Genomic DNA, 2,486 nt, shown 5'->3' on the forward strand with positions numbered 1-2,486 from the left:
AGGGGGGCATGATGGATGAGTCATTCCATCTTGAATCACGCTCACGCCCGCCTGTCCAGGCTATGTTAACGCCTATGAGGCCGCACCCAAGGGGGCGCGGCCCGTCGTCCTGCGCCGCCGTCCTATGCCGTTTCCACCAGCACCAGTTCCGCTTCCTCGGTCGCGGTCAGCGTCAGCGTCGTCTCGCCGGTGACGGCGATTCCGTCGCGCGGGCCCAGGGTGATGTCGCTCACCGTGACCGCGCCACGCGCCACCACCAGATAGGCATGGGGCAGGACCAGCGGCCGGGCGATCGTCGTGCCGGCATCAAGGGTGCCGCCCAGCACGCGGGCATCTTGGTGGATGATGGGAACATCGCCGTCGGATGGCAGGCCCGAGGCCAGGATGTCGAAGCGCCCGTGCGAGCGGGGGAATTGCCGGGTCTCCCAGCGCGGGGCCACGCCCTGGCGGCGCGGCATGATCCAAATCTGGAACAAGGTGGTGGGCTGGTCTTCAAGATTGTATTCGGCATGGCGGATGCCTAAGCCAGCGCTCATCACCTGCACCTGGCCGGCCTCGGTGCGGCCGCGATTGCCCAGCGAATCCTCGTGGGTGATGGCGCCTTGGCGGATATAGGTGACGATCTCCATGTCGCGATGGCCGTGCGGCGCAAAGCCGGTCCCCGCCCGGATGGTGTCGTCGTTCCACACCCTCAGCGCGCCAAGCCCCATGCGGTCGGGATCGGCATAGTCAGCGAAGCTGAAATGATAATGGGCGTCCAGCCAGTCGTTGGCGAAGGTGCCCAGTTCGGTGAACGGTCGGTATTCCAGCATCGGGACGACTTTCGCATTTTCGGTTCCGCTGATATGGGCGTGCCCGGCTGCTTGGACAAGCGTCACTTTGACGCGCTATAGTCTATGGATATGGATCGGGGGAAGGGGGATCTGCGGTGCAGTGGCTGAAGGGCATGGTAGCCGAGGGGCCGTTTCCGCCCCGGCGGGCGACGATTTATCGGGCGCTGTTGATGGCGTCGATCATGCTGTCGACCATGGTCGCCGCTCTCGATACCGTCCCGGACATGTGGGGCGAGTATTATGGCGCCTCGCGCCTGCTGCTCAGCCTGACCCTGGCGGTGCTGACCTTCGACTATCTGGTGCGGCTGTGGCAGGCCTGGGATTCGGGGACCGAGGACAAGCCGGTGCGGTCGATGCTGGCTTACGCCACCAGTCCCTATGGCATCTTCGACTTCCTGGCGGTGGTTCCCTTCCTGGTGGGCGAGGCGCTGGGCCTGCCGCGCGACGGCGAAACCATCTTCGGCATCATCCGATTCCTGAAGCTGGCCCGCTATTCGCCGGCGCTCGAGACCCTGGGCGCGGTGATGATGGCCGAGTTCCGGCCGCTGATGAGCGCGCTGTTCATCATGGTGCTGCTGATCGTCTCGACCTCGGCCCTGCTTTACTTCGTCGAACGCGACGTCAATCCCAGCTTCGCCAGCGTGCCCCATGCGATGTGGTGGAGCGTGGTGACCCTGGCCACCCTGGGCTATGGCGACGTGGTGCCGGCCACCGCCCTGGGCAAGGTGTTCGGCGGCGTGGTGGCGATATTGGGGCTATGCATGTTCGCGCTGCCGGCCTCGATCCTGGCCTCGGGCTTCACCGAGGAAATGCGCCGGCAAAGCTTCGTCTCGACCTGGCATCTAGTGGCCAAGGTGCCGTTCTTCGCCAAGCTGCAGGCCAACCAGATCGCCGAGGTGGCGTCGCTTCTGAAGGTCTATCGCGCCGTCAAGGGCGAGGTGCTGATGCGCGAAGGCGATCTGGGCGAATGCATGTACTTCCTGGTCAACGGCCAGGTCGAGGTGCTGGGCCGGACCGGGACCTTCCTGTTGAAGCAGGGCGACTTCTTCGGCGAGATCGCCCTGTTGGAGCAGCGTCCGCGCACCGCCACCGTGCGGGCCGCCACCCGCTGCCAGCTGTTGATCCTGGATGCGCGCGAGTTCCACAAATTCGTGTCGGCCTATCCCAACCTGCTGGATGCCATCTGGGAGATCGCCCGCTCGCGCATGGCGGTCAAGGACCCGGCCAACCCCTCGGACGAGACATGACCGAGCCCAAGCTGAAGGCCAAGCTGTTCGTCCATGCCGCCATCCGCCGCTGTTCGGCCCAGGCCATTCCGGTGGTGGTAGCCAAACGCGGCGACGAGGATGCCGGCACCATCCTGGTGCGGGTCTATCGCGGCGGCGGGCTTTACGACATCTGGTCACAGGCCCGCGACGCCAAGGGCACGCTGGGTTGGCTGAAGGCCAGCGGCGCCGAGCCGGTGCCCGAGGACCGCGCCGAATCCTATGTCACGCGGGCCCGTGACGTCGATTGGGATCTGTGGGTGCTGGACGTCGACAGTCTGGACGGCACCGTGCCCTTCATCGACCATGTGATACCGGCCAACCTTTGATGTGACTCGTTGGCCGGTATCGTGGCGCCATTGCGGCGGCGGCCAAGCCCGCGGATGCG

General features: G+C 65.6%; 3 protein-coding genes. 2 read left to right on the forward strand and 1 reads right to left on the reverse strand.

Annotated features, from left to right (window positions below):
• Positions 1 to 122: 122 nt before the first annotated feature.
• Complete coding sequence (locus tag A6A05_RS02735; RefSeq protein ID WP_068497232.1) at positions 123 to 812, reverse strand: pirin family protein; 690 nt, start codon at positions 810 to 812, stop codon at positions 123 to 125.
• A gap of 116 nt (positions 813 to 928) precedes the next feature.
• Between A6A05_RS02735 and A6A05_RS02740 the strand changes: the two genes are divergently transcribed.
• Positions 929 to 2,080, forward strand: a complete 1,152-nt coding sequence (locus A6A05_RS02740) for a cyclic nucleotide-gated ion channel (RefSeq protein WP_245644167.1) — start codon at positions 929 to 931, stop codon at positions 2,078 to 2,080.
• On the forward strand, positions 2,077 to 2,427 hold the full coding sequence (locus tag A6A05_RS02745) for a DUF1491 family protein (RefSeq protein WP_068497234.1): 351 nt from the start codon (positions 2,077 to 2,079) through the stop codon (positions 2,425 to 2,427). The genes A6A05_RS02740 and A6A05_RS02745 overlap by 4 nt, the downstream gene beginning before the upstream one ends.
• Positions 2,428 to 2,486 lie beyond the last annotated feature (59 nt).

Source organism: Magnetospirillum moscoviense, from assembly GCF_001650635.1.
Classification (GTDB): Bacteria; Pseudomonadota; Alphaproteobacteria; order Rhodospirillales; family Magnetospirillaceae; genus Magnetospirillum; species Magnetospirillum moscoviense.